Below are 26,549 nucleotides of genomic sequence, written 5' to 3' on the forward strand. Positions count from 1 at the left end.
GCTCGGGCGACCTCGCTGAACGATCCGCGCACGTCCAGAAGAAGTACGAAGAAGACGTACGAAGAAAGGGAATCGGCCGTGTACGACGCCATCGTGATCGGTGCCCGCGTGTCCGGCGCACCCACTGCCATGCTGCTCGCAAGGAAGGGGCACCGCGTACTCCTGCTGGACCGGGCCACCTTCCCCAGTGACACCGTCTCCACCCACATGATCACTGTCGAGGGCAGCGCCCAGCTGAGGCGCTGGGGGCTGCTCGGCCAGGTAGAGGCCTCGCGGTGCCCGGCCGTGACGAACATCGTCCTCGACCTCTGCTTCGACAGGTACGGTCACTTCACCCTGGAGGGTTTCCCCTCCCCGGACGACGACGGATTCGCCGCCATCTACGCCCCCAAGCGCACCATCCTCGACAAGATCCTGGTGGACGCCGCCGCGGCGGCCGGCGCCGTGGTCCGCGAGGGTTTCACCGTGCAGGAGGTGCTCACCGAGGACGGCAAAGTCGTAGGGGTGCGCGGACGAGGAGCCAGTGGCATCTCCATCACCGAGCAGGCCCGGATGGTCATCGGCGCGGACGGCATGCGGTCGATCGTCGCCCGGACCGTCGAGGCCCCCGAGTACCACGTCGTGCCGCCCAAGGCCTTCGGCTACTACACCTACTGGGACGACGTGGAACTCATGGGCCTGGAGTTCTACACCCGCCCCGGCAGCACCGTCATCGCCTTCCCGACCCATGACGACCAGGCCGCCGTGTTCGTCGAGCGGCCCGAGCGCGACTTCGCCGACTTCAAGACCGACGTGCGTGCCCACTACCTCAAGACGGTGAACGACATCGCGCCCGGGCTGGGAGCTCGCCTCGAAACCGGGCGCCTCGCACATCGGTTCATGGGAGCGGGCAACCGCCCCAATTTCTTCCGCAAGCCCTTCGGACCCGGTTGGGCTCTGGTCGGTGACGCCGGTGTCCACAAGGACCCGATCACCGCCCAGGGCATCACGGACGCGTTCCGGGACGCCGGACTCCTGGCCCAGGCCCTCGATGCCGGATTCTCCGGGAGGATGCCCCTGGAAACGGCGTTGAGCACGTACGAGTACAAGCGCAACGAGGCGCTGAAGCCCCTCTACGACTTCATCGTCGACCACGCGGCGATGGAGCCCTTCGACCCGGCGTTCCAGGACGTGCTCGCCGCGATGCGGGGCAACCAGGACGCCATAGACCGGTTCTTCGGAGTCATCCAGAACACCGTCCCCTGGGCGGAGTTCTTCACCCCCAGGAACCTGTCCGCCCTCATGGGGCTCACCGAACCGGACGTCCATGACGGGCCGGAACTCGCCCAGGCCGGCTGAGCGGCCGGACAGACCCGACCATCTTCGCAGCGGAGGTTCCCATGACCTACGTGATCACTGAAGCGTGTGCAGACAGCAAGGACGCCGCCTGCTGGGAGGCATGTCCCGCCGATGCGATCCACCCCGGACCGCAGGAGGCGGGCTTCCGGGAGCACGCCCAGCTCTACATCGACCCGATCGCCTGCATCGACTGCAGCGCCTGTGAACCGGTCTGCCCGGTGGAGGCGATCTACCCCGAAGAGGACGTCCCGGAGGCGTCACAGGACTCCATCGCGGCGAACCGCGATTTCTTCACGGCCCGCACGGCCTGAGACCGCGGCTCGAACCGGCACCCACGGAACCGGCCGGTCACCCGTCCGCGCTGAGGGGAATCCGCAGCCGCACCCGGTAGCCGCCCTCAGTGGTCGGGCCTGCCTCCAGGGTGCCGTGGAGGATGTCGGCCCGTTCCCCAAGGCCGATCAAACCGTGCTGTGATCCGGGCAGGGACAACGAGGGGCGTGTGGGTGGGGTGTTGGTGACGGTCACTCCGACGTGGTCGCCGTCCTGCCAGAGTTCGACGCGGGCGTCGGCACCGGGGGCGTGCTTGCGGACGTTGGTCAGCGCTTCCTGGACCGTGCGGTAGATGGCCCGTTGGGCCGGCGTGCCCACGATGGGCGGGAGTTCGCCCTTCAGCTGTGCGTGAGTGCCGCTGGATTCCACGAGTTTGTGCAGGTCGGCCAGGGTGGGCTGAGGCGTCAGCTCGGTGGCTTGGCCGCCGGAGGCACGCAGGAGCGTGACCATGGTGCGCAGTTCGTCGAGTGTGGTGACGCTCAGTGAACGGATCGTGCGGGCGGCCTCTTTGGCGTTCGGGTCCTTGGCGGCGACCTGCATGGCTCCGGCCTGTACGGCGATCAGGCTGACCTGGTGGGAGACCACGTCGTGCATCTCGCGGGCCAGCTGGGCGCGTTCGCGGGCGAGCACGGCCTGGGCGTGCAGGGCACGTTCGTGCTCCCTGGCCTCCTCGATCTCCGCCAGTCGCCGCGCCAGGTCCCGGTGCGCCTGGAGGAGTTGCCCGAAGAGGACCGGGGCGGCGGCGGTGGCCAGGCTGTACACGAAGTCGATCAGCGTCATGGTCCGGCCGACCTCGGCGAAACCGGCCAGGGGCCACGGAATACTGCCCGCGACTGCGGCCAGGGCGACGCATCCCGCGAGCAGCGGACGGCTGCGGGAGCGTTCGGCCAGCGTGAACAGCGCCACGAGCGGGGCGAGGGCGACCGGCTGCATCAGCGCGATGGGCAGGGTGAGCAGGAAGACACCGAGCGGGAACCTGCGCCGGAAGGCCAGCGCGGCACAGCCGAGCGTGGCCGGCGCGACGCCGGGACGCGTGTCGTCCCACAGGGTCAGCCATACGTCCGCGCCCGCCACCGCCACCAGGGCGACGTCGACGACCGGCGCGGGCACACGCCCCCACAGGACACGTGCGCTTTTCATCGTCCGGCTTGCGACTGCGGGCGCTCGTCGAGCAGTCCGGCCCGCTGCGCCAGCAACGCGGCCTGCACCCGGCTGGTCACCCGCAGCTTCGTGAGGATCGCGCTGACGTGGTCCTTCACCGTGCCGGCACCCAGGTGGATGCGCGCCCCGATGTCGGCGTTCGACAACCCCTCCGCCACCAGGACGAGAACGTCGCGCTCACGGGTGGTGAGCAGCCGGACCCTGGCCGCCTCCTCGTCGACGGCCGCCTCGGTGCGGGGGTGGCTGTGCAGCAGCGTCCGCGACGCCTTGGGGGAGAGCACCACACCGCCCGCGGCCAGGGTGCGCACCAGGTGGGCGAGCTGCTCCGGCTCGGTGTCCTTGAGCAGGAAACCGGCCGCACCGGCGTGCAGCGCGGTCAGGATGTACTCGTCGGCGTCGAACGTCGTCAGCATCGCCACCACCGGAGCGTCCGGCGTCGTCCGCAGCTCGCGCAGGACGGTCAGCCCGTCGACGTCCGGCATCCGGATGTCCAGCAGCACCACGTCCGGCCGCTCCCGGCGGACGGTGTCCACGGCGTCGCCCCCGCTCGCGGTCGCGACGACCTCGATGTCCTCGGACGCGCCCAGAATGAGCCCGAAGCCCGAGCGGACCAGGGCCTCGTCGTCCACCACCACTACCCGGATCACGTGCGCTCCGCCTCACCTTCGTCCCTACCACCCGGCTCATGCCGCCTCGACCCTAAAGCCCCGGAGCGTCCCCGCAGCGTCTCGGATGCCGGCTCCAGCCACCCGGCGGGGTATCGCCCTCCAGTCGGCAGGGGCACGGCAGCCTTCTGCCGGATACTCAGCGGCTCGCCCGGTCTCCAGCCTGAGAGCCATGACACAGCACGCAGCCTCCCCGCCGACCGGCGCACCATCCCCTGAACACGAGCGCGGTGAGCCCACGCCGGGCGCGCCCGGCGTGGGCCGGCTGGTCGGACTGGACCTGGCCCGGGGCCTGGCCGTCTTCGGCATGTACGCGGTCCATGTGGGCCCCGCCCCGGGCCAGGACGGTGTCATCGGCTTCCTGATGGAGCCGGCGCAAGGCCGCTCCTCCGCCCTGTTCGCCGTCCTGGCCGGCTTCGCGGTCGCCCTCATCACCGGGCGCCGCACACCGAAGACCGGCCTGGCCGGCCGCCAGGCCGTCGCCAAGGTGATCATCCGCGCCGTGATCCTGATCGCCCTGGGCACCGCTCTGACCATGACCGGCACCCCGGTCGTGCCGATCCTCGCCTTCTACGGACTGTTCTTCCTGCTCGTGCTGCCGCTGTACCGGCTGGGCGCCAAGCCGCTGGCGCTGATCGCGGTGGGCTGGGCGCTGGTGGGGCCGCAACTGCTGTACGCACTGAAGCCGGTGGTCGGCGGCCGCGTCTTCCTCTCCTACGGCCAGGCCGACGGCCCCGTCTCGCTGTTCTTCACCGGCGGCTACCCGGCCCTGACCTGGGTCCCGTTCCTCCTCGCCGGCATGGCCGTCGCCCGCCTCGACCTGGCCGCCACCGCCGTCCGCATACGCCTCGCCCTCACCGGCGTCGCCCTCGCCGTCACCGGCTACGGCGGCTCCTGGCTGGCGGTGCGCCTCGTGCCCGGTGCCGCCGAGGCCGTCCGGAAAGCCGAACAGGGCTCGGACATGTCATCCATGTCGTCCGTGTCATCCGTATCGCCCGACAGCATCGGCATCTTCGGCGACAGCCCGGCCGGGATGCTGGCCTCCGCCCCGCACAGCGAGGCGACCCTGTCCATCGTGGCCGCCACCGGTGTCGCGATCCTGGTGATCACCGCGTGCCTGGCCGCCACGGACGCCTTCCCCCGGCTGCGCCGCCTGGCCGGGCCGGTGATCGCGGTCGGCTCGATGTCGCTGACGGCGTACGTCTACCACATCGTCGCCATCTGGCTCCTGAACACCGAGGAAGCGACCGTCCCGCCCCTGTACGTCCTGCTCGGCTTCATCGCGTCCGTCACCGTCCTCGCCGCCGTATGGTCCCGCTTCTTCCAGCGAGGGCCGCTCGAATGGCTGATGGGCAGGGCGACAGGGGTCGCCCGGCGCATTCGATGAGACGCATCCGCAGCGCGCTGAGCCACTCAAGGCCGCTGCGCCGGCGCGCGTGCGGTGAACCTGACCTCGGCTTCGGGGGCGAGGCCGAGGTCCATGCCGGTGAGCCGTTCGGGCGCCGAGATGAGGATGTTGTAGTGGTTCGGGAAATGGCAGGCGTCGAACCCGAGGACCGAACCCACCATGCTCCCGTCGACCCAGACCTCGTCGCCCCGGTCGATGACGCCGGCGCAGCCGATCTCCACGAAGCCCAGGAATCCGACGCGGTCGATCCGGGTCCCGGGGGCGGTCTCCGTGTGGTCGGTGGTCACCAGCTCGTGCACCTCCCCACGGCGGACACACCGGCTCGCGCACTCCTCCAGCGCCATCCCCCGGTCGTCACGCCGGTGGATGAGGACCTTCACCAACTGCCCGTGCACGGCGCGCTTGGCACCGTCCTCCCCGGGTGTCATGGGTGGCCTGCCTCCTGTCCGGCACGGGGCCGGCCGAGGTGTTCGTACGCGTATGTGGCGGCCACCAGCTCCAGGGCGGCCAGACCGTCGGGGCCGTTGGTGCGCCGACCGGACAGGACGTCGGTGAAGTCCCGCAGTACGCCCACGTATTCGTGCCAGAGGGACCCTTTGAACTCCGGATGTCCCGCGAGCATGTCGGCGCTGTCGACGGTTCCGTCGGCGAGCCGCACCTCGACCGTCTTGCACTCGCCGGGGCGGGACCAGTCGAGCACCACCCGGGCGGCCGCCCCGCCGGACAGGGCGGTCAACAGCACCTGCGCCTGCCGGTCGACGCCCCGATCATCGCGGTACACGGTGGCCTCGGTCACCCGTACGTCGCCGAGGAACAGGCGGACCAGATCGAACGCGTTGGGCCCGTTGTCGGCGACGCAGCCGCCCCCGCAGCGCTCCGGGTCGAGATACCAGCGGTCCCGGCCGGCGTGTTCCTCGATCGTCTCCTCGTAGCGCACCGTCAGCGACACGATCGGCGCGCCGGAGGCAGCGATGCGCCCGCGAAGCCCTTCGGCCTCCCTGTTGTAGCGGCGGTGGAAGGAGGTGAACAGCACGGTGCCGCTCTGCCGGGAGAGCCGCGCGAGATGGTGGCCGTCGTGCGCACGCGTGGCGAGCGGCTTCTCCACGCAGACCGCGCGTCCGGCCGCCAACGCGTCCCTGCACACCGGATAGTGCAGGTCGTTGGGCACGTTGACCACCACGGCGTCCAGGTCCGCGGCCCGCAGCAGCTCCCGGTGGTCGCGGTAGCGCGGCACATGTGCCGGTGCGGCGGCGAGCCGGTTCTCGTCGGGGTCGCACACCGCCACCAGCCGTGCGTACGCGGTCTTTTCGAGCGCGGCCAGGTAGAAGCGGGAGATGACACCGAGGCCGATGATGCCGATGCGGGGAAGCGTCATGCCGGGCTCCCCGGCCTCGTGGGGGGGACGGGTTCCGGGAAGCCGATACCGCTGTCCCGGGCCAGGTCGAGCATCTCCCGGTGCAGGGCCGGCGCCAGCGGGACGCCGTGAGCGCGCCGCTCCCTGGAGCGGGCGTCCTCCGGCCAGCCGGGATAGCGCACCGGTTCGTCCGCCCTGAGCGGCGGACAGCCGAGGAGGGCGCCGAACACGTCGGCCGCGTCGGCGCGGAACTGCGCCTCGGGCCTGAGGCGCCCGGGCGCGACGGCCAGCATGAAGAAGCCGATGTCGTCGTCGGGGCCGGCCGGCTCCGCCGTCCGATCCCGCGGGCCGGTTCCCGCGCCGGGGACGAGTGCGGACAGTACCTCGACCAGCAATGCGAGCCCGAAGCCCTTGTACGCGCCGGTGTCGGGATCACCGCCGAGCCAGCGCAGGTGCGCCTGGCCGCGGTCGAAGGCGGCCGGGTCGGTCACCGGCGCGCCGTCGTCGTCCTGCAGCCAGCCCGCGGGCACGCTCTGCCCGGCGCGTGCGGCGGCCCGGATCCTGCCGGTGGGAGCGACCGTGGTGGCCATGTCCAGGACGAACGGCGGCCGGTCGCCGGCCGGGGCGGCCAGCGCGAGCGGATTGGTGCCCAGCATGGGAGCCCGTCCGCCCACCGGGGGGACGATCCGCTGCCGGCCGCAGTTGGCGGTGACCAGGCCCACCATGTGGTGCCGGACCGCGCGCAGGGCATGGTGGCCGGCGCAGCCGAAGTGGGTGGCTCCGCGCACCGAGACCATGCCGACCCCGTACCGCCGGGCACGCTCGACCGCCAGGTCCATCGCCTCGGCGGCGGCCCACAGTCCGAGCGCCCGGCGGGCGTCGAGGAGCACCGAGGCACCCCGGTCGGCGACGATGCTCGGCTCCGCACGCGGGTCGCAGCGGCCCGAGTCGAGGAGCGGGAGGTAGAGCCGGGTGAGGTTGGTGACGCCGTGACTGGTGAAGCCCGTCAGGTCGCCGTGGCACAGTGCCTCCGCGGCGGTTCCCGCGCGGCCCTCGGGCAGTCCCCTGGCGCTCAGGACCTGCGTCACGAACGCGAGGAGGTCCGGGTACGGCACCCGTACGGCGATGTCGCCGGCAGTGCCGGAGTCCTGCGGCGGGACGGCGCTCGGTCCGGAACGGGGCCTGGCGGCAGCCGGGCCGGTGGCGTCCGCGGAGGACGTGGAGAGGGTGGGAACCGTCGAGGTCATCGAGGAGAGATCCTGTCCGCGGCCGTGCCGGGCACGGCAGCTGAGTGAGTGTGAGATGGTTCGCCGGCACCGCCGCCGGGCGGCCCGTGGCGGACCCGGGCGACGAGAATCCGGGCGATCTCGTCGGCGTACCGGTCCAGGTCGTCCAGGTCGGCGTACTCGTCGGCGGCGTGCGCGTGGTTGGTGTCGAGGTCGCCGGGGCCGAAGACCGCCGTGTAGCCGCCTACGTCCGCCATCCAGATCGCGTCGCAGGTGAAGGCCGGCTCCTCGTCGGGCCAGCGCACCAGGCCCGCATGGCGTTCCAGCAGGTCTTCCGCCCACGGTGCGCGGCCTCGGCCGTCCAGCGCGGGCAGGCCGCGCTTGTACCAGTGCAGGGACGTGATGCGTGCCGCGTCAGCGGCCGTCCTGGCCAGGTCGGGGGTGCCGGCGGCCCCGGAGGCGAAGTCGGCCAGTGCCTCGCGCAGCGTCCGCTCCAGCACGGCCTCGGCGGCGCGGCCGGCCGGCTGTGACCCGTAGGAGATGTTGAGCAGCAGCCGGCCGGTGCCGTAGACCCGGTTGTGCCGTTCGCCGGTGTGCAGGCCGGCCACGCACACCCTGCCGTCGCCGATCCGCGGCGGCAGGGCCCGCGCCAGGTAGTGGCCGAGGTGCCCGAGCAGCACGGTCGCGTTGTGCCCGGCTTCCGGGCGGTCGTCCACGGCGTCCTCGCCCTCGACGCGGACCATGGCCGTCATGGAGGCCGTCGAACGGGGCAGGAAGCGGTGTCCGGTGGGCTCGCAGAACAGGTTCAGCCCGCCGGTGAACCCGTCCTCCACCAGCGGCCTGGTGCCGAACGTGCCCATGGCACCGCCTTCCTCCCCGGCGACGGCCTGGACGAGCACGCCGATCCGGCTGCCCAGGGCCGGTTCGGCGGCGCGGGCGGCCCGGATGCCGGCGAGCAGGGCGACGGCGGGTCCCTTGGCGTCGATCGCTCCCCGGCCGGTGAACCGCCGGCCGTCGAAACGGGCCGGCCACCAGCCGGCCACCGTGTCCAGGTGGACGTTGAACATCACCGTGTCCCGCCGCGGGAGTTCGGGGCCGAGGCGCAGCACCAGACTGGGCTGCCGGGCCAGAAACCTCTCGTCCCGCGCCGCCGCCTGACGGACCGTGAGCGGCACGTCGTCCCGGTGCAGCGCCGCCGGATCGGGCGGGGCGTGCCGCAGCACCCGCATACCGATCGCCGCGGCGGCCCCCGCATAGGCCCGTCCGGCTTCCCAGAGGCGCACGGCGGGACCGCCGGGGCCGGTCTCCAGTGGCCCGGCCGTCGGAGTGGCGAGCAGATCGAGCAGCAGGTCGTGATCGGCCGGCGCCAACCGGGCGGGCTGCGACAGGGCCGCGGACCGTGGCGGGGCGGCGGATGCGGCCGGGGAGCCGGGCCGGGCCGGAACGTCAGCCATGCCGCCCTCCACCGGCGGGAGTCCGGGCCGGCCGGGTCCCCTGCCGAACGAGCCGTTCCAGGCACCGCCCGTAGCGGACGAACGCCGCCACACCGTCGGCTCCGGTGGTGTCCCGGCCCTGGTGCGGTCGCAGATGCGTGTGCGGTTCGATGGACCAGGCGCCGGTGTACCCGTGATCGACGAGGACGTCGAGGCAGGAGCGCACGTGAGACTCGCCCTCGCCCGGCAGCGTGTACACGACCTGGCCGTCGGGCCCCGTACGGGCGTCCTTGATGTGCACATGGGCGACGTGGTCGATGATCTCGTCCAGCAGCGCGCGGGCGTCGTAGCCGTGAGGCACTCCGTTGCCCATGTCGAACAGCAGCCGCAGCGCGGGACCGCCGGCGCGGCCGAGGAGTTCCCGCATCCGGTCGGCGCGGGTGCCGGCCCATCCGCTGCAGTTCTCGTGCAGCAGCACCAGCCCTTCCTGCTCGGCCTGCCGGACCAGCCGGGTCATCCGCTCCAGCGCCCGCCTGCCCCACTCCTCGTCGTCCAGGCCGGCGTTGGGGTAGGACATCACCCGGACGAACCGGGTGCCCAGGGCGGCGCAGCGCGGGGCCAGCCGCCGCAGCTCCCGCACATCCTCCTCGAAGGGCCCGGTGACCGGGCGGCTCCAGTTGGCGATCCGGGAATCGACGCAGACGACGTCGAGCCCGGCTGCCGCGACCCGGTGGGCCAGGGCGGCGAAGGCCCGGTCGTCGAGGTCGGCGACCGCGACGCCGTCGACGGTGCGCAGTTCGATCGCCCCCCAGCCGAGCCGGCGCAGTGCCTCCAGCTGCCCCGTGAGATCCGCCGCGGCCTCGTCCCCGATGCCCGCGAACCGGATCCCGGGGGCAGCGCGTCCACTCGGTAAGTCCTCGGTCACCGCGCACGAGGCTTCCCGCGGATCCTCCCGGGGAAGGTCAACGCCCATGCGCGAGGGCCTCCTTGCGGGGGTGCGTGCCGCCGGGGGGAGGCGTGTCGGCGGCCGGAGATGCGCCGTCGGCGTCAGACGCGCCGCCGACAGGAGAGGTGCCGCCGGCGGTAGATCGGGCCGCCAGCCGTTTCGCCTCCGCCAGCAGCTCGACCGTCCGCACGTGCAGGCCGAGGTCGCCGCTCCCGGCTCCGTCGCCGCCCTCGGCGTAGCCGCGGTAGGCATGGGTCAGGCAGGCCATGAGCGAGTCGTCCCGGAGGACCTCGCGGGTGGTGTGGCCGTCACGGGTGATCTCCAGCTGTGCGAAGTCGTCGTCCTGGCCGACCGCGTAGTGCCCGACGACGCTTCCGTCCTCCATGCCGAGCACGATCCGCCGCTGGCGTACCGGTGCGGACAGGTCGGACAGCACCTCGCTGCGGATCCCGCCCGTGTGCAGCAGTTCGAGGTGCGCGCCGCCCATGTCCGGCACCGTCGTCGTGCCCACGCGCAGGTCGGCACAGCGCGCGCCGCGCACCTGCGCGTCACCCAGCAGGCGCAGCAGGAGACCCACCGCGTGCGGCGCCTCCACGTCGAAGGCGGAGGTGTGACTGCTGGTGCTCAGGGAGCGCCGGAACCGGGGCTTGTGCTGGGTGACGGACACCGAACGCACCGCGCCGGGGCCCCGGTTGCCGACCAGCTGGACGAGGCGCCGGGTCAGCGTGCTGTGCAGCCAGGGCGCCACCACGGACAGGCGCAGCTGCTGTTCCCGTGCGAGCCGCAGGACGCACCGCAGTGTGGCCAGGTCCCCGGCCAGCGGCTTCTCCATGAGGATCCGGGAGAACCCGAGGGCCGCCGCCTCGCGGAGCACCTCGGCGCGTACGGCGGGCGGAGTGCACAGATGGACGACGGTCCGCGCCGGGTCGAGCAGCTCGCGCGCCCGGCGCAGGGATGCGGCGATCAGCAGGTCCCGCCGCTCGACACGGGCGCTGCCGCCGGGATCGACTCCCACGATCGGGTGGTCGGCGAAGGTGCCGGGGACCTGGGACCGGGCGCGCGTCAGCACCGGCACATGCAAGCCCAGGCCCGAGCGGCCCAGGCCGACGATCAATGTGTACAGCACGGCTCGACCCCTTTTTTCGCGCAGCCTTTTCGGATGTCGCACACCGGTATGATTTCGGTTCCGAATGCGGCGTGAAGTGCGCTGGGTGCAGGCTGGAAAATGGCGTCGAAATTCTTCTGCATACCCATCCCGTCCGTCCCTGAAACACGCATGGCAGTCCTCATGGAATGCGCGGAGAAATGGTTGTCGCGACCTCGGCGCATCGTATCCGATGGTCACCTGCCGTGGGTGTGGACGTCATTTTTGATCCGCGTGACAGGATGGCTGAAATGTAAGGCGGAACGGGCTGTTGCGTCCGGCCCGGCCGGCCGGTGCGGCTCTGGCTGGCGATTCCGGCTTTGCGGGCCGAACCCGTGGACGAAAACAATCGGCCGTGACGCGGTGATCGGCGAGCGGAAAAAATGTTCCTGCGCTCTCCCGCGGTGCTTCTCGCCATTGACAGGCCGGTAAGGCTGCCGTACTCATGTACCTTGCAGATTCACCCTCAAGGAGTCGGGAAAAGTCATTTTTTCGGACGGACCCACGGCAGGAGCCACTCCCTACGAGGACCGCTCGGAGTGGGCCCTCGTCCGCGGGGTCGGCGCCGGAAACCGGGCGCCTCCGCTTTTCCGCTCCCGGTTTTCGCGTGGGTGACCAAATTCCCCCCGTACAACGAACACTTCGTACATGACGTTTTTTCCTCTCACTCGTAAGAGTGGATTGAGGAAGGCGGTTCAGGAAAGCATCTGAAGCGCAGGTCCCGAAAAGCAAAAAACGAAAGGAAGAAGCGTGAGCACTTCCGTACAGGAACAGCGACTGCGTCGCCGTTTCGACATGTGGGACAAGAACGGTGACGGCACCATCGATCGCAGTGACTGGGAAGGCGAGGCCAAACGCATTCTGCTCTCCTTCGGAGAGAACGAGAGTTCCCCGAAGGGCAGGGCCCTCACCGACGCCTACCTCGGCATGTGGGATCACATCGCGGGGCAGGCCGGAGTCGGCCGCGACGGCGCACTGGACTTCGACCGGTTCAAGGCCGCCGCGGCCGCCGAGGTGCTCGACCGCGGACAGGACGGCTTCGACCAGGTGCTGCGCCCGACGATCAGCGCGATCGCCGGCCTGTGCGACACCGATGGTGACGGTCAGGTCAGCCCTCAGGAATTCCAGCGCTGGATCGTGGCCATCGGCAGCAACGAGTCCACGGCGGGCACGGCGTTCAAGCTGATCGACACCGACAACGACGGTCAGCTGTCCGTCGACGAGCTGATCGCGGCCGTCCACCGCTACCACTCCGGTGAGCTGGAGTTCTCCCTGCTCTGACCCGTCCGGATCCACCGGTACCCGCGTCCGGCGCTCCCCGGCCCACGAGGAGCGCCGGCGTACCTCCCGGCCGGTCAGCCCGATCCGCCCCGTCCACGAAAGGAAACATGTCCAGCGCATCCCCCGGATCGAGGAACGGCAGGCGCGGCTCGGCGACCGGCACCGCGGACGAGACCTCGGTACAGGTGCCGTTCTTCACCCAGGCCCGGACCTTCGAAGCGCTCTGGCCGGACATCCGGACCCGGCTCGCCGAAGTCTTCGACCACGGCAAGTTCTCGCACGGCCGGCAGGTCGGCCGGTTCGAGGAGGCACTGGCCGGCTGGACCGGCGCACGCTACGCGGTCGGCGTGAACAGCGGCACCGACGCCCTGGTGCTGCTGCTGCGCGCCTGCGGTCTGCAGCCGGGTGACGAGGTCATCGTCCCCGCCTTCACCTTCGTGGCCTCGGCCTCCTCCGTCGTGCTGGCAGGCGGCCGCCCCGTCTTCGCCGACATCGACCCCGTCACCTACACGATCGACCCCAAGTCCGCGGCCGACTCGGTCACTCCACGGACCCGCATGATCATGCCCGTCCACCTGTTCTGCCAGATGGCCGACATGGACGCGCTGCTCGACGTCGCGCGCCGGCACCGGCTGACCGTGGTGGAGGACAGCGCCGAGGCCATCGGCATGCGGTGGGACGGCGTCCATGCCGGGCTGCTGGGAGCCGGCGGTGCGCTGTCGTTCTTCCCGACCAAGACACTCGGGGCCATCGGCGACGCCGGGGCGATCCTCACCGACGACCCCCGCCTCGCCGAGACCGCGGCGGCGCTGCGCCACCACGGACGCTACGGCCGGACCCTGGCCCACTTCCCGGGCATCAGCAACGAGACCACCGTCACCGGCGTCAACAGCAAGATGGACGACATCCAGGCGGCCGTCCTGATCGCCAAACTGACCCGGCTGCACGAGGACATCGCGCGCCGGGCCCGGCTCGCCGCCGCCTACACCGAACGGCTCGCCGGCACGCCCGGCGTCCTCCGGCTCCCCACAGTGGTGCCCCGCACCCCGCGGACCGACCCCGTCTTCTACGTCTACCTCATCGAGGCCGAGCGGCGTGACGAACTGGCCGGCTACCTGGCCGGGCACGGCGTGGGCACCGAGACGTACTACCCGGCCCCGCTGCACCTTCAGGAGTGCTTCGCCCGTCTCGGCTACCGGCGCGGCGACTTCCCGCACGCCGAGGCGGCCTGCGAGCGCACCCTCGCCCTCCCGCTGTACCCCGACATGAGCGTCGACGACGTCGACACGGTGTGCGGGCTCGTCCGCCGCTTCATGGCGAGGAGGCCGGCGTGATGGTTCCGTTCTTCCCCCCGGACCTCTTCGAGGACGACCGGCAGCTGCTCATGGACCTCGTCCACGACATCGGTACGGCACCGCAGCAGAAGTTCCTGCTCGGCGAGCACACCGCACGTTTCGAGGAGGCCCTGCGCGACTCGCTCGGCGCCGCCGACGTGGTGGCCTGCTCCAGCGGCACCTCCGCGCTGACCCTCGTCCTGCACGCCATGGGCATCGGACCCGGGGACGAGGTGGTCGTACCGGCCTACGGGTGCGCTCCGCTGGCCAACACCGTGGCGGGACTGCGCGCGACACCGGTCTTCGCGGACGTCGACCCGTGGACGATGGTGGCCGACCCGGACGAGGTGGAGCGGGCCATCACCGGCCGGACCAGGGCGATCATGCCCGCGCACATGTTCTCCGTGATGGCCGACATGCCCCGCATGAGGGAGATCGCCCGACGCCACGGCGTGCGCCTCGTCGAGGACTCGGCCGTCGCGCAGGGCGGCGTCCTCGACGGCCGCCCGGCCGGGACGTGGGGCGAGGCCGGAGTGTTCTCCTTCGTCCAGGTCAAGACCTTCGGAACGGCCGGCGAGGGCGGCGCCGTCGTCACCATGAACCCCGAACTCGCCCGTACGGTCAGGTCGTTGCGCAACCACGGGCAGAGCGAACGCTTCGTCTACCCGCGCACCGGCTACAACAGCCGGTTCGACGAAGTGCTCGCCGCCTTCCAGCTCCACCGGCTCCCCGCCTTTCCCGGACTGCTGGAGCGCCGCGCCCGCATCGCCGACTACTACACCGACCGTTTCACACCGCTCGCCGAACGCGGTGTCCTGCCCCCGCCGCCGGGCCGCGACGGCCGGTGCTTCTACGTGTACTCGCTGCTCGTCGAGGAGCGGGACGCACTGCGGCGGTACCTGGCCGAGCGGGGAGTCGAGAGCCACGTCTACTACCCCCTCCCGCTGCCGCACCAGGCTGCGTTCACCCGGTTCGCGCCCGCCGGCCGGAGCTGGCCGCACGCGGAGAGCGCCAGTCGGCGCCAACTGGCCATCCCGGTCCACCCGCGCCTCACCGACACCCAGGTCGAGCACATCGCGGACACGGTCTGCGCCTACGCCGGGCCGAGCGGCAGCCGCTGACCGAACCCATCCGAAGGAGCGGAGCAGATGACGACCCGCACCGAGGCCGGACCGTTCCCGTCCGGCACGGCACGTCCCGAGAGCAAGCTGCGCAGCTACGCCCGGCTGGGCAAACTCGACGTCTACGACTACTACCCGAGCGTCGCCGTGGCACTGTCCGCGGTCCTGCTGCCCGTCTCCGGTCTGCGGCCCGCGACGATCGTGACGCTCACCCTGTTCCTCCTCGGCGCGGTCTGCGTCATCGTGGCGATGGTCGCCCTCGACGACGTGACCGGCTACCGCGACGGCAGCGACGCCGCGAACTACGGACCGGACGACCCCCTGCGCAACAAACTGCGCAAGCCACTCGTGGCGGGAACCCTGACCCTGCGCGAAGCGCTCGGTTTCGGATACGCCACCGCCGCCGCCGGTGCCGCCCTGTGGGCCGCCGCGGTGGCGGCCGCCCCACACCGGCCCCTGTGGACCTCGGTGCTGATCGCGGTGCTGTTCGTGTTCTCCGTCCAGTACTCCTACGGGCTGAAGATCAGCTACCACGGCTTCCAGGAGATCTTCCTCGCCGGGCTGGGCGCGGCCCTGGTGATGGGCGCGTACGGGCTCGCGGCCGGCCACTTCTCCGGGTTCGTCCTGGTGCAAGGGGTGCTCTTCGGGTGCGGACCGCTGCTGTTCGGCGTGTACTCCAACACCAACGACATCCCCGGGGACCGGGCCGTCGGGCGTCGCACCGTGGCGTGCCTGGTGTCACCGAAGGGCAACGCCGTCTTCATCGGGTCGCTCTCCGCGGCGGAGTTCCTGACCGGCGCCGTCGCCTCCGCCGTCGGGATCGCCCCGTGGTGGTTCGTGTTCCTGATGCTGCCCGTCACCGCGCTGCGTGTGCGTCAGTACCGCACCGGCTTCCGGCGGGGGGACATCATGGGCGCCCGCAAGCTCGGTTTCCCCGCACACCGGGTCAGCACCGTGCTGCTGATCACGGCGAACCTGATCGCCGGCGCGGGGGCCACCGGATGAGCCCCGATGTCGACGTGGCCGTGGTCGGCGCGGGCATGGCCGGACTGACCACCGCGCACGAACTGCGGCGCGCAGGGCTGGAGGTGCGGGTCTACGAACAGCACGAGCACGTCGGTGGCCGGATGCGCAGCTTCCGGCACGCCGGATACACCATCGACGAGGGTGCCGAACAGATCTCGGAGCAGGGCTACCGCGCGACCTGGGAGCTGCTGGCGCGGCTGGGCGTGCCGCGAGGCGACGTGCCGCGCATCGGCAGGTCCGTCGCGGTGTGGCGCGGCGGACGGGCCCACCCCGGCGTGGCGGACCCCGCCGCGGTGCTCACGGGGGCGGGGCTCTCCCCCCGTGCCCGGATCGACCTCGCCCGGCTCCTGGCCTGGACGGGGGCGCATCGCCGCAGGTTCGACGCCGACCACCCCGAACGCACCCCGGCAGGGGCCCTGACGGTCCGGGAGTTCGCCCGCCGGTACCACAGGGACGTGCACGACTACCTGCTGCAGCCGGTCGCCGGAAGCTTCTTCGGCTGGGACACGGCACGATCCGCCGTCGCGCCGATGCTCAGCCTGCTCCTGGAGGTGGGCCCCGCCGCGGGCTGGCGGACGTACCGCGACGGCATGGACCTGCTCGCCCGGCGGCTGGCCGAGGGGCTCGACGTGGTCACCGGCGCACAGGTGCACGAGGTCGTCACCGAGGAAGGCCGCGCGCGGCTGAGCGTCGGGAACGACAACGTCACGGCGCGCTCGGTCGTCCTGTGCGTGCCCGCCCCGGTCGCGGCGCGCCTGCACGCCGACGCCCCCGCCGACGAGCTCGCGTTCCTGTCGGCCTGCACCTTCACTCCCACGCTCAAGGTCAGCTGCCTGCTGGACCGGCCGCTCGCACCCCCGTCCCGCACGCCGCTGTACGTCCTGCTGACGCCCGATGCCGAGGACGACGTGCTCTCCGCGATCATCGTGGACCACGCCAAGCATCCGGACCGGGCGCCCGCGGGCAGGGGACTGCTGACCCTGATGGCCGACGCCCGCCGCATCCCCGACCTGCTGACCGCGCCGGAGCGGCAGACGGCCGACCGGCTCGTGCGGGCGGCCACCCGGTACGTCCCCGGTCTGCAGGCCGCCGCCGGACGCTATTTCGTGCACGCGTTCGCCCACGGCCTGCCCGAGGCGACTCCCGAGGCCCTGCGCGGACGAGGCCGGTTCATGGCGCGTGCCGCACGGCCGGTCGAGTACGCCGGTGACTGGGTGATGCTGCGGCCCGCCAGCGAAGGCGCCGTGCGCGCGGGCGCCCTCGCGGCCTCGCGCGTCCTCAGCCGGCTGCGGCCGCCGCGGACCCTCGGACGGACACGCCCCGCCCCTCGCCCCACCGAGGAGAACGTCTCGTGAAACCACACGACATGGGCGTCCTGTTCGACGAGTGCGCCGAGCGGCAGACCGGCACCCGCGTCCACCTGGACCGGCCGTTCGACATCGACGCGGACGCCCGCACCCACCACACGCTGCCCCAACTGGCCACGCTCGTACGGGAGGCGGCCGGCTGGCTGGACGCCGCCGGGGCCGGCCCCGGCGACCGGGTGGCGATCGTCAAGGACAACCACTGGGACTACGATCTGCTGGCCTGCGCCGCCGTGCGCCTCGGCGCCGTCCCCGCGCAGTTGTCCGCGCACCTGTCCGGAAAGACGCTGGCGACACTGCTGGCCCGGCTCGGCCCCGCTCTGCTCGTCACGACGGCACGGGTGCTGCACCGCGGCCGGAGGGAAGGCACCGACCTGGCCTCGGCCGCACGGGCCACCCTGGTGCTGGACGACGCCGTGCCGGGGACGCTGGGGATGGACGACGTACGCGGACACTCCGCCCCCGGGCCCCGCCGCCGGCACGACGACGAGCCCCTGGTCATCCACCACACGTCGGGCACCACCGGTGTGCCCAAACTGGTGGTGCACTCCACCCGTACGATCATCGGGAAGCTGGCGCGGTTCGAGAGCGTGCGGTTGCCGCGGATCGGCCTGCGGCGCACCGATGTCCTGGCCAACGCCAGCGCGTTCGCCCACGGCAGGACGTTCTGCTGGACCGCGAGCGCCCTGTGCATGGGCCCCTCCGCGATCTCGATCATCACCACGCAGGACCCCAACCTCGCCGATCCCGTGCTGCGCGCCCATCCGCCGACCGTCCTGGAGGCGCTACCCGCCTCGTTCGTGCGTCTCCTGCCGCTGACCGAAGGACTGGACAACCCGTTCCGGCGCGTCCGCCTGGTCATCAGCACATACGACGCCGTGCATCCCCCCACCGTGCGTGCCTACCTCGGGGCGAGCCGGCACCGCAGTCCCGTGTGGCTGGAAGGGTGGGGGCAGACCGAGACGGGACCGCTGACTTTCCGCTTCCACACCCGGCGATCCGTCCGCCGGGCGCCGGACACGGCCAAAACCCGCAACCTCGGTCGTCCTGTGCCCGTCAAAACGCGGCTGCGCGTGGTCGATCCCGACACCCACCGGCCCCTGCCGAGGGGACAGGCGGGCCTCGTCCTCGCCAGGACCTCCGCCTGCGCCCTGGGCTACGTCGGCGAGGAGGACCGCTGGTCGGCCAAACGCCACGACGGCTGGTGGAACACCGGCGACATCGGCGCCCGCAACCGCGACGGCAGCATCGAACTGCTCGACCGCGAGGTGGACCGCGCCGCGCAGCTCAGCTGCCTGCGGACCGAGGACCTCCTGGAAGCCCGGCTGCCACAGGCCATGGAGTGCGTCGTCCTCGCCGAGCCGGGCCGGGACCCGCTGCCCGTCGTGGTCACCGCCGACGGCGAGATGGACCGGGCCCACTGGAAGGAGGCGGTGCGCGACCTGCCGCCGCTGCGCGAACCGGTCGCACTCACCTGGGACGAGGTACCGCGTACCGGCACCGGCAAGGTGCGGCGCAGGGAACTGCTGCACCGCCTCACCGGACGGACCGACACCTACGGCTCCGGCCGGTGGACCTGAGACGACCGGTGGACCTGAGACGGACGTGGACCTGAGACGGACGCGGACTTGAGACGGACGTGGCCTGAGAGGGCACGACGGGAGACGCCATGCACGACAGCCTGGGCCGGGACCCGGGGTACGTCTTCGACAACGACAGCGTGCACAGCGACGAGCTGCACCGCTGCCTCACCGACGCGTACGACACCATGACCTTCGACAGGCTCGCCGAGACCGGAGTCACCACCGGCTGGCGGTGCCTGGACATCGGCTCCGGGAGCGGAAGCGTGGCCCGGTGGCTCGCCGAACGCGTCGCTCCCACCGGCGAGGTCGTGGCCACCGACATCAAACCCCGCCACATCCCGGACGGGCCCTGCCTGACCGCGGTCGAGCACGACGTGGTGACCGATCCGCTGCCCGAGGCCGCCTTCGACCTCGTCGTCGCCCGCCTCGTCCTGCAGCACCTGCCCGAACGGCACGCCGTCCTCGGCAAACTGGTGCGGGCCCTCAAACCCGGAGGCCGGCTGCACATCGAGGAGTTCGACGCCTCCTACGAACCGCCCCTGCTCACCCCGGACGAGGAATCCGCCCGGCTCTACACGGCCTTCCTCGACGCCAAGTGCGCCGTCATGCGGGCCGGTGGGGGAGACCCCCACTGGGCCCGTTATGCGCCGGCGGCCATGCGTGCCGCGGGGCTCGTCGACATCGACCCGCGGCCCCGCATCGAGCTGCGCACCGCCGGGTCGCCGGGCCTGCGCATGCAGCTCAACCACACGTACCACCTGCGGGACGAACTCCTGGCCGCGGGCATGACCGAGGCGCAACTGGCGGACGTACGGGCGCTGATGCGGGACCCGACGTTCTGCGCCGCGTCCAGCGTCGTCTACTCGGTACACGGGCGCCGCCCGGACGCGGACGAGGCGGACGACGGCCTGCGGCCACGCCGCCCGGAGGCCGTCCGATGACGCTCTGCGTGCCGCGCGCCGGGGCCCGGGCCACGGCACCGGTGGCCGCCGGGGTCGCGGCGCGCCTTCTCGGCCTGGTGGGCGATCCCGCCACCGCCACCGTCCGCTGGGACATCGACTGGCAGGGCCCGCTCCGCGTCCCCCTGACCGACGAGCATGCCGTGCAGGCGGCCTGCGGGATCATGCACGTGCACGGCCGGGCGGCCGGAGCCCCGGCCCCGCTCGCCGTCGACTACGCCTCCACGGTGGCGGGCGTCCTCGCGGCCCAGGGAGTCTGCGCGGCACTCCTCGCACGGGCCGGCGGCGCCGACGTGACCCGGGTACGGACGTCGGTCGGTCAGGCCGCGCTGCTGGCCCTCGCCCAGTACCTCGCGGCGGCGACCGCCGACGGCGACGCCCCGGAGGACTGCCCGCCGTCGCCTGCCGACGCGGGAGACGAACTCGTGGCCGCCGCCTGCCCGTTCGTCTCCGCCGACGGCGTGCGCTTCGAAATCGAGGCCCTCGACGCCGGCCGGTGGCTGGACTTCTGGCGGCTGCTCGGCGCGGACCGCGCGGCCACCGGCCGCGGCTGGCGTTCGTTCCAGCAGCGGTTCGCCACCGCCACCTGCGCGCTGCCCCCAGCGCTGCCCGCGATCGCACGGCGCACGCCGTTCACGACGATCCGGTCGGCCGCGGACCGGTCGGGAGCCGCCGTCCTGGCCGTACGGGAGGACCCCCTGCCGCCCACCGTGACGCCGCCGTGGACCCTCACACCGTTTCCCGAGCCGGGCGGCCCCACGATCGACAGGGCTCGTACGGCCACGGCGCCCCTGGCGGGACTGCGGGTCGTCGAGTCGGCGCGACGCGTCCAGGGGCCCCTGGCCGGCCACGTCCTGCGGCTCCTGGGCGCCGACGTCGTACGGATCGAACCGCCCGGCGGTGACCCGATGCGCGGCATCCCCCCGATGGCGGGCACGACGTCGGCCCGCTTCAGCGCCCTCAACGCGGGCAAGGCCGTCACGGAGATCGACTTCACCACGGACGCCGGACGGCGGGCCGTCCGCGACCTCGTGTCCGAGGCCGACGTCTTCCTGCACAACTGGGCACCGGGCAAGGCGGCCCGGCTCGGGCTGGACGCCGAAGACCTGCGTGCGGCACGCCCCGGGCTGGTGTACGCGTGGGCATCGGGCTGGGGCGACGCCCTGGGGCCGGAACCACCCGTGGGGACGGACTACCTGGTCCAGGCGCACAGCGGCCTCGCCGCCGCCGTACGGCCCGCGGACGAGCCGCCCGCGCCCTCCCTGATGACGCTCACCGACGTCCTCGGCGGGCTGGTCTGCGCGCAGGGCGTACTGACGGCGCTCGTGGCGCGGCTTCGCACCGGGAGAGGCGGCCGCGTGGACTCCTCCCTGTACTCCGCCGCCGCCCTCGTTCCCCGAGGGGCGGGACGGCCCCCGGCGACCGGCCGCCCGCTGCGCACGCGGGACGGCTACATCGCGCTGGAACCGCGGGCCCGCGAGCGGCCGGAGCTCCTCACGCGGGCGCTCGGTCTCGGGGCCTCGGCGAGCGCGGAGACGATCGCCTCCCGGGCCCGGACCCGGCCCACCACGCACTGGCTGCCCGGGCTGGCGGCGGTGGGCGTGGTCGCCACGCCGGTGTGCACCCGCCTCGCGGACCTCGCCCGCGACCCGCGGTTCGCTCCGGCGCTGACCGTCGGGGAGTACGCGGCCCCCGTCGCACCCTGGGAGTTCTCATGAGGGCCGGATGGACATCGAACGCCGGCGTGGAGATCCGTGACCTCGTGCCGGCGCGACTGCGGCGCGCCTGGTCCGACCAGGGGCTGTGCCCCGACCGGGACCTGTACACGCTCTTCTCCGGACATGCGCGCCGGCACCCCGGCCGGACGGCCGTCATCGACTCGGGGGGTTCGGTGGACTACGCGGGGCTGGACGCCCGCGTGCGGCACATCGCCGCCCGGCTCGCCGAAAGCGGCCTGGGCGACCGGGACATCATCGCCGTACGCCTGCCGAACGGACGCGACGCGGTGGCCGCGGAACTCGCGGTCGCCGCGATCGGAGCGGTGGCACTGCCCTATCCGCCGGGGCCCGGCAGCCGGGGACCAGCGAGCCTGCTCGCGCGCGCCCGCGCCCGCGCGGTCATCGTCCGCCACCTCTCCGACGCGGTTCCGGGCGCCCGTCTTCCCTGCCTCGAAGCGGTGTTCACCCTCGGCGAGGGCGGTCGGGGCGCGCAGTCGCTCGCCGCGCCCGCACGCCGGCCCTTCCGGGCCCGGCCCGTCGACCCCGAAGCGCCCGCCCGCATTCTCGTCTCCTCCGGCTCCGAGGCCGAACCCAAGATGGTCGCCTACTCTCACAACGCGATGGCCGGCGGCCGCGCCGCCTACGTACGCGCCCTGCACACCGGCGACGGCCCCATGCGCAACCTCGTGCTCGTCCCGCTGGCCTCCTCGTTCGGCTCCTGCGGCACCTCCGTCACCCTCGCCGCGCTCGGCGGCACGCTGCTGGTGCAGGAGTCGTTCGACGCCGCCGAGGCGCTCCGCATGATCGTCGGGCACCGTCCCACCCATGTCTTCGGCGTGCCCACCATGCTGCGGCGGATCGCCGAACAACCCCCCGCCGGCCGGGAGGACTTCACCGGGCTGCGGGCCGTCGTCTCCAGCGGCGCGGCCCTCCCGGACGCCACCGCCGAGGCGTGCCGCGCCCGGTTCGGCCGCCGGGTCATCGCCGTCTACGGATCATCCGACGGCGTCAACTGCCACACCGCCGCCACCGGCCTCGGCCCCGAGACGGGCACCGGACTCCCCGACCCGGCCGTGGCGCGGATCCGCATCACCGACGACACCGGCGCTCCCGTGCCGGCCGGACAGCCCGGCGAGATCTGCGCCCGAGGCCCCATGACACCGCTGTGCTACGTCGGCGACCCGGGACTGGACGCCCGGTACCGCACGCCGACCGGCTGGGTGCGCACCGGCGACTGGGGGCTCCTGGACGAACACGGCAGGCTCCACGTGCTGGGCCGTATCAAGCAGATCGTCGTACGGGGCGGCTACAACATCAGCCCGGCGGAGGTGGAACGCGAACTCGCCGCGCACGCCGCCGTGGCCGAGGTGGCCTGCGTCGGTGTGCCCGATCCGGAACTGGGGGAGCGCCTGTGCGCGTGCATCCGCCCGGCGCCGGACGCGCCCGCACCGGACCTGCGGGAACTCACGGCGTTCCTGGACTCGCAGCGCGGCCTCGAACGCCGCAAACTCCCCGAACTCCTGCTGCGCGTCAAGGAGATGCCACTCGGCCCCAGCGGGAAGGTCTGCCGCCGGACCCTCGCGCTGATGGCCGCCCGTGAGACCTCGGGGGAGCGGTAAGCCCCGGTTCCCCTGCCAACACCCCGGATCAGGGAGCGATATGGACAGCGTCGCCGTCATCGGACTCGGATACACCGGCCTCCCCCTGGCCCGGGAGGCGTGCCGCGCCGGTATGCGTGTCACGGGGATCGACGAGAACCCGTCCGTCACCGCCGCCCTGAACTCGGGCCGCTCGCACGTCCCCGACGTCACCGATGCCGACCTCGCCGCCATGCTGGACGCCGGTTTCCGGGCGTCCGCCGACGAAAGCCCGCTGGCGGAGACATCGGTCGCCGTGATCTGCGTCCCCACACCGCTGGACGACACGGGTGGCCCGGACCTTCGCCATGTGCGAAGCGCCGCCTCCGCTCTCGGGGACCGCCTGAAACCCGGCAGCCTCGTCGTCCTGCAGTCCACCTCTTTCCCCGGCACCACGGACGACGTGGTCCGTGGCATCGTGGAGCGGGCCTCCGGTCTCAGTGCCGGGACGGACTTCTTCCTGGCCTTCTCACCCGAGCGCATCGACCCGGGCAACCAGACCTTCGGTGTGCGGAACACCCCGCGCGTCGTGGGTGGCTACACCCGGAGGTGCACGACGGCCGCGGCCGAGTTCTTCCGGCACCTGTGCGACCGGGTCGTTCAGGCGGGCTCCGCACGCGAGGCCGAACTGGCGAAACTCCTGGAGAACACCTATCGCAGCGTGAACATCGCCCTGGTCAACGAACTCGCCGTTGCCGCCCGCGCGCTGGGAGTCGATGTCTGGGAGGCACTCGACTGCGCGCGCACGAAACCCTTCGGCTTCCAGGAGTTCCGGCCCGGGCCGGGCGTGGGCGGGCACTGCATCCCGGTCGATCCCGTCTACCTCACGCACTGGGCGCGCACCGGAGGGACCCCGCTGCGGCTGGCCGAGCTCTCGCAGGAGATCAACGCCCGGATGCCGGCACATGTCGTACGGCGTGCCGAGCAGTTGCTGAACGAGCGGGGCAGCGCCCTGCGGGACGCGCGGGTGCTGCTCGTCGGAGTGACCTACAAGCGCAACAGCACGGATCTGCGGGCGACCCCGGCCGCCGCGATCGTCCGCCTGATGCGGCAGAGCGGCACCGACGTCACGTACCACGACCCGTTCGTGGACGCCTGGTCGCCCGGCGGGGAACCGGTGCGGCGGTCCGTCGACGCACTGACCGCCGCCGCGGACGCCGACCTCACGATCCTGGTGCAGGACCACGACACCGTCCCGCTGGACCGGTTGCCCGAGCACGCCCGACTGGTGCTGGACACCCGGGGCCGATTGCGCGGCGCCCGCGTCCGTCAGCTCTGAGACGGGCGCTCGTCCGAGCCGAGCGCGTCGGCGAGGCGGTAGTGGTCGGTCGGGAAGCGTCCCACCAGCAGGGTCTGTGCGGCGCGTTCGGGGAAGGGGGCCCGGCCGGTGAGACAGGCTGAGACGGCAGAAGAGGAGTCCCGTGGCGATTGCTCGCACTGGTCGTCGACACCGCCCCGGACGACGAGCGCACGCTGCTCGGCGATCTCGGCGCGGCCGCCCCCTACTACCTCCAGACGACGTTGCGCTCGGGCGACACCGTGGGCATCTCCTCCTGGAGCGCCACCCTGCTCGCCACGGTCCAGGCGATGCAGCCGGTCCCGGGACTGAAGGGCGTGCGCATCGTGCAGGCGGTGGGCGGTATCGGTGATCCCGCCGCGGCGGGCCACGCCTCGCGCATGACGGGGCAGTTGGCGCAGTTGGCGAACGGTGAGGCCGTCCATCTGCAGGCGCCCGGTGTGGCCGGGTCGGCGCAGAGCGCGCAGGCGTTGCGCGCGGACCCGTTCGTGTCGGCGGCCCTGGGCGAACTGGGCGACCTGGACGTGGCGCTGGTCGGCATCGGCGAGATCACCCCGTCCAGCACGCTCGCCCGCAGCGGCAACGCCTTCTCGGACGAGGAACGCGCCGGGTTGGAGAAGCTGGGCGCGGTGGGCGATGTGTGTCTGCGGTTCAACGATGCCGAGGGCCGGCCGGTCGAGTCCGGGCTGGACTCCCGGGTCGTCGGCATCAGCCGTGAGCAGCTCGCCGCCGCCCGCCGGAAGATCGGGGTGGCGAGCGGCCTGGTGGACGTGCTGGTGACCGATCACGAGACGGCAGCGGCCCTGATGGCCTGATCCGCGCACACGTGCCGACAGCAGCCTGAGGAAGCGTGACCTCGGCGATGCGGCCCAGTGGGGTGTCGGCGGCGTACGCCGTGAGTCGCTCGGCGACGCGCGTTTCGGTCACGTGTCAATAGGGTGAATCGATGCCTTCTCGCCGTGACGGGTGCTTCTACCGTCCGGTGAGCCGCCGTTCGAGATCGCGCAGGTCCTTGCGGAGGGACGAGCGGACCTGGCGGGCCAGCAGCGGCGCGGCCGGCCGGTAGAAGCCGCCTTCGCCGCCCCGGACGCGAATGCGGGCGCGTGTGCCCCGGGCGTCCGGCTCGAAGGCGTACGTGACGTGCATGGGCATCGGGCCGGCCACGGAGATCATGTCCAGCAGGCGGGGCGGCTCGTACGCGGCCACCCGCAGGACGTAGTCGATGCGCCGGCCGAGGAAGAAGGCCGTCCGGGTGATCTCGGCGCCCACGCCGAAGCCGCCCGCATCCGCCTCCCGGGTCAGCTCCGCGGTGCGGATGCCCTGCGTCCACTCGGCGTCATGGCGCCAGTCCATGGCGTACTCGGCCACCTGTTCGGGCGGGAACGGGATGACGCGCTCCACCAACACGTCGATCGTCATGGCGCCGCCTTTGCCCTTGACCGGCCCGGCTCGGGGCCGGCCGCTGTCTCCAGGGTCCTCCATGCCGGAGGTGGGCGCACGACGGGCATGAGAGGGTCCCTCCATGCCCGCCTCAACGCCCGTCGTCCGTGGCCCGCTTGCCGCTGTCGCCCTGGTTCTCGTCGCCACCCTCTCCGCATGCGGTGACCTGCACGCCTCGGAGGCGACGGCCCGGGCCGCCACTCCCAGCGCCTCCACCACCCCCAGCGCGTCCACCGGGGCCTCGCCGTACGTGGAGCCGGGGGCCGGTGACGGGGCCCCGCACTACAACGAGAACAACGCCTACCGCCGGTCGCGCGAGATGTCTCCCGCCCACGCGAAGGACGCCGAGCGGGAGGCAGGCCGTATCAGGCCGGTGCTCAAGCGGCTGTGGGAGCGGCGGAAGTGGGACCCGGCGACGGTGCGGGCGGCCCTGCTGCGGCTCGGCTACGAGGAGGAGCGCGTCACGAAGGACGGCAAGCGGCTCGGCGGGACGCTCACCGTCACCGGGATGTCCCCGCGCTGGAAGGACGACGGTTACGTGACGCCCGAGGGGACGCGGGTCGCGCTGCGCGTTCATGACGACGCCTGCGTCACGGCGTTCGTGCAGAAGTCGAACTTCGAAGTCCGGGCCAACGGGCCGTACCCGGAGACCGGCTGCTTCGAGCCGCCCTACGGCCACTGATCAGGCCGCCGCCTCACCGCACCGCGTGCGACAGGGCGTCGATGCCCTCCTCCTCATCGGCTTCGACCTCGACCTGGCTGTGCTGTCCGGGAGGGCCGTCTG

Annotated in this window: 24 protein-coding genes; 15 read left to right on the top strand and 9 right to left on the bottom strand. The window is 72.5% G+C overall.

The annotated features are described in order from the left end of the window. Positions 1–78: 78 nt before the first annotated feature. Both ACFZDA_RS15415 and ACFZDA_RS15420 read left to right on the top strand, forming a co-directional pair. Positions 79–1,338, top strand: coding sequence for an FAD-dependent monooxygenase (locus tag ACFZDA_RS15415; RefSeq protein WP_391080568.1), 1,260 nt, complete (start codon positions 79–81; stop codon positions 1,336–1,338). 41 nt (positions 1,339–1,379) lie between these two features. Continuing rightward, a complete protein-coding gene (locus ACFZDA_RS15420; RefSeq protein ID WP_391080571.1) occupies positions 1,380–1,649 on the top strand; it encodes a 4Fe-4S binding protein in 270 nt (89 codons plus the stop codon). Between the two features lie 37 nt (positions 1,650–1,686). Here ACFZDA_RS15420 and ACFZDA_RS15425 read toward each other — a convergent pair whose 3' ends face one another. Beyond that, entirely contained in the window at positions 1,687–2,808 is a 1,122-nt protein-coding gene (locus tag ACFZDA_RS15425; RefSeq protein WP_391080573.1) for a histidine kinase, read from the bottom strand. Beyond that, entirely contained in the window at positions 2,805–3,476 is a 672-nt protein-coding gene (locus ACFZDA_RS15430; protein WP_391080576.1) for a response regulator, read from the bottom strand. Before ACFZDA_RS15430 ends, ACFZDA_RS15425 begins: the two co-directional genes overlap by 4 nt. Positions 3,477–3,666: 190 nt before the next feature. Between ACFZDA_RS15430 and ACFZDA_RS15435 the strand changes: the two genes are divergently transcribed. After that, the gene (locus ACFZDA_RS15435) at positions 3,667–4,881 is read left to right on the top strand and encodes a DUF418 domain-containing protein (RefSeq protein ID WP_391080579.1); all 1,215 of its coding nucleotides are present in this window, start codon (positions 3,667–3,669) and stop codon (positions 4,879–4,881) included. A gap of 26 nt (positions 4,882–4,907) precedes the next feature. On the opposite strand, the gene ACFZDA_RS15440 is transcribed toward ACFZDA_RS15435, so the two are convergent. Genes ACFZDA_RS15440 through ACFZDA_RS15465 form a run of 6 tightly spaced genes read right to left on the bottom strand, consistent with a single transcriptional unit; the run spans position 4,908 to position 10,987 of the window. Continuing rightward, complete coding sequence (locus ACFZDA_RS15440) at positions 4,908–5,330, bottom strand: DUF6917 domain-containing protein (RefSeq protein ID WP_391080582.1); 423 nt, start codon at positions 5,328–5,330, stop codon at positions 4,908–4,910. Further along, complete coding sequence (locus ACFZDA_RS15445; protein WP_391080584.1) at positions 5,327–6,277, bottom strand: Gfo/Idh/MocA family oxidoreductase; 951 nt, start codon at positions 6,275–6,277, stop codon at positions 5,327–5,329. Before ACFZDA_RS15445 ends, ACFZDA_RS15440 begins: the two co-directional genes overlap by 4 nt. Then, on the bottom strand, positions 6,274–7,503 hold the full coding sequence (locus ACFZDA_RS15450) for an Ldh family oxidoreductase (RefSeq protein ID WP_391080587.1): 1,230 nt from the start codon (positions 7,501–7,503) through the stop codon (positions 6,274–6,276). Before ACFZDA_RS15450 ends, ACFZDA_RS15445 begins: the two co-directional genes overlap by 4 nt. Next, the gene (locus tag ACFZDA_RS15455; RefSeq protein WP_391080589.1) at positions 7,500–8,936 is read right to left on the bottom strand and encodes a M20/M25/M40 family metallo-hydrolase; all 1,437 of its coding nucleotides are present in this window, start codon (positions 8,934–8,936) and stop codon (positions 7,500–7,502) included. The genes ACFZDA_RS15450 and ACFZDA_RS15455 overlap by 4 nt, the downstream gene beginning before the upstream one ends. After that, positions 8,929–9,888 carry a TIM barrel protein gene (locus ACFZDA_RS15460; protein ID WP_391080592.1) on the bottom strand — a complete coding sequence of 320 codons (960 nt, stop codon included), beginning with the start codon at positions 9,886–9,888 and terminating at the stop codon, positions 8,929–8,931. Before ACFZDA_RS15460 ends, ACFZDA_RS15455 begins: the two co-directional genes overlap by 8 nt. Next, entirely contained in the window at positions 9,878–10,987 is a 1,110-nt protein-coding gene (locus ACFZDA_RS15465; protein ID WP_391080594.1) for a Gfo/Idh/MocA family oxidoreductase, read from the bottom strand. The genes ACFZDA_RS15460 and ACFZDA_RS15465 overlap by 11 nt, the downstream gene beginning before the upstream one ends. A 768-nt stretch (positions 10,988–11,755) precedes the next feature. Between ACFZDA_RS15465 and ACFZDA_RS15470 the strand changes: the two genes are divergently transcribed. The 11 genes from ACFZDA_RS15470 to ACFZDA_RS15520 all read left to right on the top strand — a co-directional run bounded on the left by ACFZDA_RS15470 (position 11,756) and on the right by ACFZDA_RS15520 (position 25,140). Then, the gene (locus ACFZDA_RS15470) at positions 11,756–12,286 is read left to right on the top strand and encodes an EF-hand domain-containing protein (protein ID WP_391080597.1); all 531 of its coding nucleotides are present in this window, start codon (positions 11,756–11,758) and stop codon (positions 12,284–12,286) included. Between the two features lie 107 nt (positions 12,287–12,393). Then, positions 12,394–13,620, top strand: coding sequence for an aminotransferase class I/II-fold pyridoxal phosphate-dependent enzyme (locus tag ACFZDA_RS15475; RefSeq protein ID WP_391080600.1), 1,227 nt, complete (start codon positions 12,394–12,396; stop codon positions 13,618–13,620). Then, positions 13,620–14,741, top strand: a complete 1,122-nt coding sequence (locus ACFZDA_RS15480; protein ID WP_391080603.1) for an aminotransferase class I/II-fold pyridoxal phosphate-dependent enzyme — start codon at positions 13,620–13,622, stop codon at positions 14,739–14,741. Before ACFZDA_RS15475 ends, ACFZDA_RS15480 begins: the two co-directional genes overlap by 1 nt. Positions 14,742–14,768: 27 nt before the next feature. Further along, on the top strand, positions 14,769–15,746 hold the full coding sequence (locus tag ACFZDA_RS15485) for a UbiA family prenyltransferase (protein WP_391080606.1): 978 nt from the start codon (positions 14,769–14,771) through the stop codon (positions 15,744–15,746). Further along, positions 15,743–17,122 carry an FAD-dependent oxidoreductase gene (locus ACFZDA_RS15490; RefSeq protein ID WP_391080608.1) on the top strand — a complete coding sequence of 460 codons (1,380 nt, stop codon included), beginning with the start codon at positions 15,743–15,745 and terminating at the stop codon, positions 17,120–17,122. Before ACFZDA_RS15485 ends, ACFZDA_RS15490 begins: the two co-directional genes overlap by 4 nt. Positions 17,123–17,133: 11 nt before the next feature. Continuing rightward, on the top strand, positions 17,134–18,711 hold the full coding sequence (locus ACFZDA_RS15495; RefSeq protein ID WP_391081705.1) for an AMP-binding protein: 1,578 nt from the start codon (positions 17,134–17,136) through the stop codon (positions 18,709–18,711). A gap of 89 nt (positions 18,712–18,800) precedes the next feature. Next, positions 18,801–19,655: a methyltransferase domain-containing protein gene (locus tag ACFZDA_RS15500; protein ID WP_391080611.1), complete on the top strand. Its 855-nt coding sequence runs from the start codon at positions 18,801–18,803 to the stop codon at positions 19,653–19,655. Continuing rightward, complete coding sequence (locus ACFZDA_RS15505; RefSeq protein WP_391080614.1) at positions 19,652–21,391, top strand: CoA transferase; 1,740 nt, start codon at positions 19,652–19,654, stop codon at positions 21,389–21,391. Before ACFZDA_RS15500 ends, ACFZDA_RS15505 begins: the two co-directional genes overlap by 4 nt. Continuing rightward, the gene (locus tag ACFZDA_RS15510; protein WP_391080617.1) at positions 21,388–23,010 is read left to right on the top strand and encodes an AMP-binding protein; all 1,623 of its coding nucleotides are present in this window, start codon (positions 21,388–21,390) and stop codon (positions 23,008–23,010) included. The genes ACFZDA_RS15505 and ACFZDA_RS15510 overlap by 4 nt, the downstream gene beginning before the upstream one ends. A 40-nt stretch (positions 23,011–23,050) precedes the next feature. Continuing rightward, complete coding sequence (locus tag ACFZDA_RS15515) at positions 23,051–24,307, top strand: nucleotide sugar dehydrogenase (protein ID WP_391080620.1); 1,257 nt, start codon at positions 23,051–23,053, stop codon at positions 24,305–24,307. 149 nt (positions 24,308–24,456) lie between these two features. Then, on the top strand, positions 24,457–25,140 hold the full coding sequence (locus tag ACFZDA_RS15520; protein ID WP_391080623.1) for a sugar-binding domain-containing protein: 684 nt from the start codon (positions 24,457–24,459) through the stop codon (positions 25,138–25,140). Between the two features lie 157 nt (positions 25,141–25,297). Here the strand turns inward: ACFZDA_RS15520 and ACFZDA_RS15525 are convergent, their stop codons facing one another. Next, positions 25,298–25,744: an SRPBCC family protein gene (locus ACFZDA_RS15525; protein ID WP_391080626.1), complete on the bottom strand. Its 447-nt coding sequence runs from the start codon at positions 25,742–25,744 to the stop codon at positions 25,298–25,300. Positions 25,745–25,847: 103 nt separating this feature from the next. Between ACFZDA_RS15525 and ACFZDA_RS15530 the strand changes: the two genes are divergently transcribed. Beyond that, positions 25,848–26,447 (top strand): hypothetical protein, encoded by a 600-nt coding sequence (locus ACFZDA_RS15530; RefSeq protein ID WP_391080629.1) that lies wholly within the window; start codon positions 25,848–25,850, stop codon positions 26,445–26,447. The last annotated feature ends 102 nt before the right edge of the window (positions 26,448–26,549 follow it).

The organism is Streptomyces sp. NPDC007991, from assembly GCF_042958445.1.
Classification (GTDB): domain Bacteria; phylum Actinomycetota; class Actinomycetes; order Streptomycetales; family Streptomycetaceae; genus Streptomyces.

What these genes read in the sequence shown, in the direction of transcription:
- ACFZDA_RS15475 (WP_391080600.1), top strand. Translation starts at nt 12,394, where the DNA reads ATGTCCAGCGCATCCCCCGGATCGAGGAACGGCAGGCGCGGCTCGGCG.
- ACFZDA_RS15445 (WP_391080584.1), bottom strand. Translation starts at nt 6,277, where the DNA reads ATGACGCTTCCCCGCATCGGCATCATCGGCCTCGGTGTCATCTCCCGC.
- ACFZDA_RS15460 (WP_391080592.1), bottom strand. Translation starts at nt 9,888, where the DNA reads ATGGGCGTTGACCTTCCCCGGGAGGATCCGCGGGAAGCCTCGTGCGCG.
- ACFZDA_RS15435 (WP_391080579.1), top strand. Translation starts at nt 3,667, where the DNA reads ATGACACAGCACGCAGCCTCCCCGCCGACCGGCGCACCATCCCCTGAA.
- ACFZDA_RS15500 (WP_391080611.1), top strand. Translation starts at nt 18,801, where the DNA reads ATGCACGACAGCCTGGGCCGGGACCCGGGGTACGTCTTCGACAACGAC.
- ACFZDA_RS15440 (WP_391080582.1), bottom strand. Translation starts at nt 5,330, where the DNA reads ATGACACCCGGGGAGGACGGTGCCAAGCGCGCCGTGCACGGGCAGTTG.
- ACFZDA_RS15455 (WP_391080589.1), bottom strand. Translation starts at nt 8,936, where the DNA reads ATGGCTGACGTTCCGGCCCGGCCCGGCTCCCCGGCCGCATCCGCCGCC.
- ACFZDA_RS15495 (WP_391081705.1), top strand. Translation starts at nt 17,134, where the DNA reads ATGGGCGTCCTGTTCGACGAGTGCGCCGAGCGGCAGACCGGCACCCGC.
- ACFZDA_RS15480 (WP_391080603.1), top strand. Translation starts at nt 13,620, where the DNA reads ATGGTTCCGTTCTTCCCCCCGGACCTCTTCGAGGACGACCGGCAGCTG.
- ACFZDA_RS15530 (WP_391080629.1), top strand. Translation starts at nt 25,848, where the DNA reads ATGCCCGCCTCAACGCCCGTCGTCCGTGGCCCGCTTGCCGCTGTCGCC.
- ACFZDA_RS15490 (WP_391080608.1), top strand. Translation starts at nt 15,743, where the DNA reads ATGAGCCCCGATGTCGACGTGGCCGTGGTCGGCGCGGGCATGGCCGGA.
- ACFZDA_RS15450 (WP_391080587.1), bottom strand. Translation starts at nt 7,503, where the DNA reads ATGACCTCGACGGTTCCCACCCTCTCCACGTCCTCCGCGGACGCCACC.
- ACFZDA_RS15485 (WP_391080606.1), top strand. Translation starts at nt 14,769, where the DNA reads ATGACGACCCGCACCGAGGCCGGACCGTTCCCGTCCGGCACGGCACGT.
- ACFZDA_RS15525 (WP_391080626.1), bottom strand. Translation starts at nt 25,744, where the DNA reads ATGACGATCGACGTGTTGGTGGAGCGCGTCATCCCGTTCCCGCCCGAA.
- ACFZDA_RS15420 (WP_391080571.1), top strand. Translation starts at nt 1,380, where the DNA reads ATGACCTACGTGATCACTGAAGCGTGTGCAGACAGCAAGGACGCCGCC.
- ACFZDA_RS15505 (WP_391080614.1), top strand. Translation starts at nt 19,652, where the DNA reads ATGACGCTCTGCGTGCCGCGCGCCGGGGCCCGGGCCACGGCACCGGTG.
- ACFZDA_RS15515 (WP_391080620.1), top strand. Translation starts at nt 23,051, where the DNA reads ATGGACAGCGTCGCCGTCATCGGACTCGGATACACCGGCCTCCCCCTG.
- ACFZDA_RS15510 (WP_391080617.1), top strand. Translation starts at nt 21,388, where the DNA reads ATGAGGGCCGGATGGACATCGAACGCCGGCGTGGAGATCCGTGACCTC.
- ACFZDA_RS15425 (WP_391080573.1), bottom strand. Translation starts at nt 2,808, where the DNA reads ATGAAAAGCGCACGTGTCCTGTGGGGGCGTGTGCCCGCGCCGGTCGTC.